This window comes from Mesorhizobium sp. M0074 (genome assembly GCF_040322975.1).
Lineage (GTDB): Bacteria > Pseudomonadota > Alphaproteobacteria > Rhizobiales > Rhizobiaceae > Mesorhizobium.
On sequence record NZ_JAMYUM010000058.1, the window covers coordinates 1 to 5,689 of the forward strand.

Here is a 5,689-nt window from a genome sequence, read left to right on the forward strand (position 1 = left end):
TGGCGCGGATGGCGGTGCACAGATTGGTCTTGCGCGACAGGCAGGACGGGCACTGCCGGCATTCCGGCGTGTAGAGCGGGATGACATGGTCACCCTTCCTGACCGAGGAGACGCCCTTGCCGACGTCGACGACGATGCCGGCGCCCTCGTGGCCGAGGATCGCCGGAAACAGGCCTTCCGGGTCGGCGCCCGACAGCGTGAACTCGTCGGTGTGGCAGATGCCGGTTGCCTTGATCTCGACCAGCACCTCGCCATCACGGGGACCGTCGAGGTCGACCTCCATGATCTCCAGCGGCTTTCCGGCGGCGACGGCGACAGCGGCGCGCGTTTTCATCAGGCAATCCTCCCATGACGACCCATAGAGTTTCTCATTCCGCCATTGCTGCGGATGAGACCGCAACACGCTCATTCATCGCCGCATCCTCGAAAAGGCATAGGACTAAAGCAGACACGTAAGTCCACTTGCAGGGCTTTGATAAATCTTGTGGCGTCCGCTAAGCTCATTGTGGGCACCTTGAATTCGCGCTGGTCCGGGAACAATCGGACTTTAGTGCAAGAATGGGCAGTTTTATCGATGACGAGCGCGGTGCCAGGCACTCTCGCGGCCTTTTTGTGCTTTTTTTTCCAGACCGCCAACGTTACAGGCGTGATGGCCCAGGAAGTGACGGGCAAGCAACCGGTCGCAGCCGACAGGCCGGAAAGAAAGATAACCGAAATCAGAATAGGTTATTTGCGGGCCTACGCGCCGCAACTGGCGCTTTCCCTGCTGGACCTGCCGCCGCGCGACGAAGGTGTCGCCGGCGCCAATGTGGCGATCGGCGACAACAACACGACAGGAAAGTTCGTCAGCCAGAAATTCAGCCTCGACATAGCCGAGGTCAAGCCGGACGCCGACGCGGTTCAGGCGTTCAACGATCTGATTGCCAAAGGTGACCGCTATGTTGTCGCTGACCTCTCGGCCAGGCAATTGCTGTCGATCGCCGACATCGCCCGCGACAAGGGCGTTCTGGTCTTCAATGTCGGTGCCACAGACGACAGCCTGCGCGAGGAAGACTGCCGCATAAACATTTTCCATGTGGCGCCGACACGAAGCATGCTGGCTGACGCGCTGGCGCAGTATCTCGTGATAAAGAAATGGCCGAATTGGGTGCTGCTCTATGGTTCGCATGAGCGGGATCATCTCTATGCGGCCGCGTTGCGCCGCGCGGCGGCTCGCTTCGGCGGTCAGATCGTCGCCGAGAAGGAGTTCAAAGACACTGGCACGGCGCGCCGCACCGACACCGGCGCCACGCAGATACAGCAGCAGATTTCCGTGTTCACGCAGGATCTGCCGGAGCATGACGTGGTGCTTGTCGCCGATGAGAGCGAGGTGTTCGGAACCTATGTGCCCTACCGCACCTGGACACCGCGGCTGGTCGCTGGCACGGCCGGTCTTGTCGCATCGTCCTGGCATCCCGCGAGCGAGCAATGGGGTGGCATTCAAATGCAAAGCCGTTTCCTGAGGACGACCGGCCGGCGAATGCTGTCCAAGGATATGTCGGCCTGGACGGCGGTGCGGGCGGTGGGCGAAGCCAGCACACGGACCAATGGCGACGATCCGAAGAAGATCAGCGACTATATCCGCTCGGACGATTTCTCGGTCGCCGCCTTCAAAGGACAGAAGCTGACCTTCCGCAAGTGGAACCATCAGCTTCGCCAGCCAATCCTGCTCGGCGACACCAAGTCCGTGGTCTCGACATCGCCACAGGAGGGTTATCTCCACCAGATCTCCGAGCTCGATACGCTCGGCGTCGATCAGCCGGAAACGAAATGCGTCCTTAAGTAGAACCAATCGGGAGGAATTTTCGTGCAGAGACGAGCTTGCGCACTCGCCATTCTCGGCTTCATGGCCAATCCGGCGTGGGCTTACACCGTTTATGTCTCCAACGAGAAAGACAATACGATAACGGTCGTCGACACGGCGACGATGCAAGTGGTGAAGACCGTCGAAGTCGGCCAGAGGCCGCGCGGTATCACCATCTCGCATGACGGCAAGTTCATCTATTTGTGCGCCAGCGATGACGATACGATCGAAATCATCGATACCGCGACGCTGCAGATCGTTGGCACGCTGCCATCAGGCCCCGATCCCGAACTGTTCGTGCTTTCGCCCGACGGCAAGACGCTCTACGTCGCCAACGAGGACGACAATCTCGTCACCGCGATCAACGTCGAGAGCAAGCAGGTCATGACCGAGATTCCCGTTGGGGTGGAGCCTGAAGGCATGGCCGTCAGTCCCGATGGCAAAACCATGGTCAACACCTCCGAAACCACCAGCATGGCGCATTTCATCGACACCGACAGCCATGAGGTGACCGACAACGTCCTGGTCGACACGCGTCCGCGCTTTGCGCAATTCAAGCCCGACGGATCACAGATCTGGGTCAGTGCCGAAATCGGCGGTACCGTCAGCGTCATCGACAGTCTCAAACGCGAGGTGGTGAAGAAGATCCAGTTCGCGATTGCGGGACTGCGGCCCGAAACCATCCAGCCGGTCGGCATCGCAATCAGCGCGGACGGCAAGAAAGCCTATGTCGCGCTCGGCCCAGCGAACCACGTCGCCGTCATCAACACCGAAACCTACGAGGTGGAAAAATACATCCTGGTCGGCCAGCGCGTCTGGCATCTCGACTTCACCCCCGATCAGAAGACGCTGATCACCACCAACGGCAATTCCAACGACATCACCTTCATCGACACGGCGACGGACGAGCCGGTTCAATCGGTTACGGTGGGCCAGCAGCCTTGGGGCGTGGCCATATCGCCCCACTAGACCGCAGCAATGATCAGGGAGGCCGACGTGATGAATATTTGCCGCGGGGATGTTGCAAGTGCACTAGATAACCAGCGCGCCCCGAAGGAGCCAGCGGCATGCAGCATGTGAGGACAAGCGGAGCTGGAGAGGAGGTGGCAGCGCTCGATGTTGCCGGCATCAGCCATTCCTATGGTCCGAAGCGAGCGCTCCACGACGTCTCATTCTCGATCGCGCCGGGAACTTTCACCGTTCTGCTCGGCCTCAATGGGGCCGGCAAGACAACTTTGTTCTCACTGATCAGCCATCTTTACGGCACCCGCCGCGGATCGATCCGCATCTTCGGCCATGACGTCAGCCGCGCTTCGGGCGAAGCGCTCAGGCGTGTCGGCATCGTATTCCAGGCACGCACGCTCGACCTCGACCTCAGCGTCCACCAGAACCTCTCCTACCACGCCTCGCTGCATGGCATTGGCGGACACCAAGCCCGGCAGCGCATTGCCGCGCTGCTCGATACAGTCAACATGCGGGGCCGTCAGCATGACAAGGCACGCAGTCTTTCCGGCGGCCAAATGCGGCGCATCGAGATCGCGCGGGCGCTGCTCCACCGCCCTTCCCTGCTGCTGCTCGACGAGGCGACGGTCGGTCTCGACATCCAGTCGCGTGCGGGCATTTTGGCCACCATCCGCAAACTCGTCGAAACCGAGGGCATCGGTGTGCTGTGGGCGACGCATCTGATCGATGAGGTCGAAGACGGCGACCACGTCGTCGTGCTGCGGCAGGGCGACCTGGTAGCCAAGGGTAAGGTGGCCGATGTCGTTGCGACGAGCGGTGCCAGTTCGATCCGCGACGCCTTTTCCAGGCTCAACCGCATCGAAACAAGCGGCATCGCGGAGATGTCGCCATGAGCGCTCCCGCAATGCCCGCAAAAGTCGCCGCCCTCACGCCGGTGAAGTTCGAACAGTTTGGGCTCCACCACTACCTCGTTTGCCTCAAAGGGATCGTCGTGCGGGAGTGCCTGCGCTTCCTGCATCAGCGCGAGCGCTTTATATCCTCGCTGGTTCGGCCGCTCGTCTGGCTGTTCATTTTTGCCGCCGGATTCCGGCAGGTGCTCGGCGTATCGATCATCCCGCCCTACAAGACCTACGTGCTCTATGAGGTCTACATCACTCCGGGCCTGTGCGGCATGATTCTGCTGTTTTCGGGCATGCAGTCTTCGCTGTCGATGGTCTATGATCGCGAAATGGGCAACATGCGCACCCTGCTGGTCAGCCCCTTCCCGCGTTGGTTTTTACTGATCTCGAAGATGCTCGCCGGTGTCGCCGTGTCGATCGCGCAGGTTTACGCGTTCCTGATCGTTGCCTGGTTCTGGGGCGTCAAGGCGCCGCCGCTTGGCTATCTCACCGTGCTGCCGGCGCTGTTCCTGTCAGGCATGATGCTGTGCGCGCTCGGCATGCTTCTGTCCTCAATGATCAAGCAGCTCGAAAACTTCGCTGGCATCATGAACTTCGTCATCTTTCCCGGCTATTTCGCTTCTCCGGCACTCTATCCCTTGTGGCGTATCCAGGAGGCTAGCCCCCTGCTCTACAAAATCTGCCTCGCCAATCCATTTACTTACGCCGTCGAACTGATCCGCTTCGCCTTCTACGGCCAGGTTGACTGGCTGTCGCTGGGCGTCGTTGCCGGCTGCACGCTGCTGTTCCTTGCCGCCGCCATCATCGCCTACGACCCTTCGCGCGGCCTGATGACCCGCAAACAGGACACGGGAGGAAATGCCTGATGGCGCGAATGATCCATGTTCGCGGTCTGGCTCTGGTCGCTATGCTCGCGCCGGGCGTCAACGCCATGGCAGCCAACCCCGATCCAGACTGGCCCTGCATGCAGCGCAAGGTGCCGCAACTCTCGCTCGGCCAGATCTGGAGCGGACCGGACCTTCCTTCAGCCGCGAAGGACTGGTCGAAGGACCCCACCATCTCCGCCCTGATCGAGGAAGTGGCAGCTCGCCGGATGCCGATTGCGGAAGCTCAAAAGAAGATCAGGGATTTCGCGGCCTCCTTGCCGGCCGAGCAACTTGCACCCAAAATGGCGATGATGGTGCAAGGCATGTTCGACCACCTGGACGCCGAGCGCTCGCAGGTGATCTCCGGCATTTCCCGCTACGCCCACAAGCAGCTCGAAATGGCCGCCGCGTTGCGCAAGGAAGCGTCCGATGTCGATGCATTGCGGGCAAAGCCGGATGCAGATCCCGAAGAGATCGATCGGCGAACCGAACAGCTGAAATTCGCAACGCGAATTTTCAATGAACGCGTCCAATCACTGACCTACGTCTGTGAAGTGCCGACGATAATCGAGCAGCGGCTTTATCAATTGTCCAAGGCCGTCTCGGAAACGCTCGCCGCGAAGAAATAGAACCTCATTCGATCTTCGCGGCGGATATCACGATCCACGGCCGGGCAGCACGCGCCAGCGCTGAACGAAATAACCGGGATGCGTCTCGATCCACTGGGCTACCAGCGATTGCGCCTGCATGAAGGCGGTCCCGGGATTCATCGCCAGGCCGTCCACCATCTGTTCGCGTTGTTCACAGGTCTGCGGCACATCCGTCAGGCAGACCATCATAACGAGCGTGTAGAGCATTACCCCTTGTCCCCCTCGATTCCCGAACCCCATGCCCGGGAGTTTCCGTGATACCGACCAGTCTGCAGGGATCGCACATACGGATCACTTACGGGTGTGAAAGGAACGTGGCCCCCGCTCTTTCGCGCCGCAATATAACATGGCGCTAATCTAACGCCAATGACCGCAGGGCTCGGTGTCGTAAGCAGATGAGTTGTCCGGGTTAGGTAGCAGACGAGTTGTCCGGTTTGATCTTCAGCGAACGGAGGCTGGGGATGAGAC

At 60.3% G+C, this 5,689-nt stretch carries 7 protein-coding genes; 5 read left to right on the forward strand and 2 right to left on the reverse strand.

Going from position 1 to position 5,689, the window contains the following annotated elements:
* The coding region (locus NKJ73_RS33760; RefSeq protein WP_352572690.1) for an alcohol dehydrogenase catalytic domain-containing protein at nucleotides 1-334 on the reverse strand (334 nt) is incomplete at its 3' end.
* A 240-nt stretch (nucleotides 335-574) separates the two neighbouring features.
* Here NKJ73_RS33760 and NKJ73_RS33765 point away from each other — a divergent pair.
* From NKJ73_RS33765 to NKJ73_RS33785, 5 genes are all read left to right on the forward strand, one after another.
* A complete protein-coding gene (locus NKJ73_RS33765) occupies nucleotides 575-1,825 on the forward strand; it encodes a lanthanide ABC transporter ABC transporter substrate-binding protein PedA1 (protein ID WP_352572692.1) in 1,251 nt (416 codons plus the stop codon).
* 21 nt (nucleotides 1,826-1,846) lie between these two features.
* Nucleotides 1,847-2,812, forward strand: coding sequence for a YVTN family beta-propeller repeat protein (locus NKJ73_RS33770; RefSeq protein ID WP_352541893.1), 966 nt, complete (start codon nucleotides 1,847-1,849; stop codon nucleotides 2,810-2,812).
* A 98-nt stretch (nucleotides 2,813-2,910) separates the two neighbouring features.
* Nucleotides 2,911-3,699, forward strand: a complete 789-nt coding sequence (locus NKJ73_RS33775; RefSeq protein WP_352572694.1) for a lanthanide ABC transporter ATP-binding protein PedB/LutE — start codon at nucleotides 2,911-2,913, stop codon at nucleotides 3,697-3,699.
* An 11-nt stretch (nucleotides 3,700-3,710) separates the two neighbouring features.
* On the forward strand, nucleotides 3,711-4,571 hold the full coding sequence (locus tag NKJ73_RS33780) for a lanthanide ABC transporter permease protein PedC (protein WP_352458846.1): 861 nt from the start codon (nucleotides 3,711-3,713) through the stop codon (nucleotides 4,569-4,571).
* Complete coding sequence (locus NKJ73_RS33785) at nucleotides 4,571-5,200, forward strand: hypothetical protein (RefSeq protein WP_352458842.1); 630 nt, start codon at nucleotides 4,571-4,573, stop codon at nucleotides 5,198-5,200. Before NKJ73_RS33780 ends, NKJ73_RS33785 begins: the two co-directional genes overlap by 1 nt.
* A gap of 27 nt (nucleotides 5,201-5,227) precedes the next feature.
* On the opposite strand, the gene NKJ73_RS33790 is transcribed toward NKJ73_RS33785, so the two are convergent.
* Nucleotides 5,228-5,428, reverse strand: coding sequence for a hypothetical protein (locus NKJ73_RS33790; RefSeq protein ID WP_023678847.1), 201 nt, complete (start codon nucleotides 5,426-5,428; stop codon nucleotides 5,228-5,230).
* Between the last annotated feature and the right edge of the window lie 261 nt (nucleotides 5,429-5,689).

Coding starts and splice junctions, on each gene's coding strand:
- NKJ73_RS33765 (WP_352572692.1), top strand. CDS start 575: ATGACGAGCGCGGTGCCAGGCACTCTCGCGGCCTTTTTGTGCTTTTTT.
- NKJ73_RS33775 (WP_352572694.1), top strand. CDS start 2,911: ATGCAGCATGTGAGGACAAGCGGAGCTGGAGAGGAGGTGGCAGCGCTC.
- NKJ73_RS33780 (WP_352458846.1), top strand. CDS start 3,711: ATGCCCGCAAAAGTCGCCGCCCTCACGCCGGTGAAGTTCGAACAGTTT.
- NKJ73_RS33785 (WP_352458842.1), top strand. CDS start 4,571: ATGGCGCGAATGATCCATGTTCGCGGTCTGGCTCTGGTCGCTATGCTC.
- NKJ73_RS33790 (WP_023678847.1), bottom strand. CDS start 5,428: ATGCTCTACACGCTCGTTATGATGGTCTGCCTGACGGATGTGCCGCAG.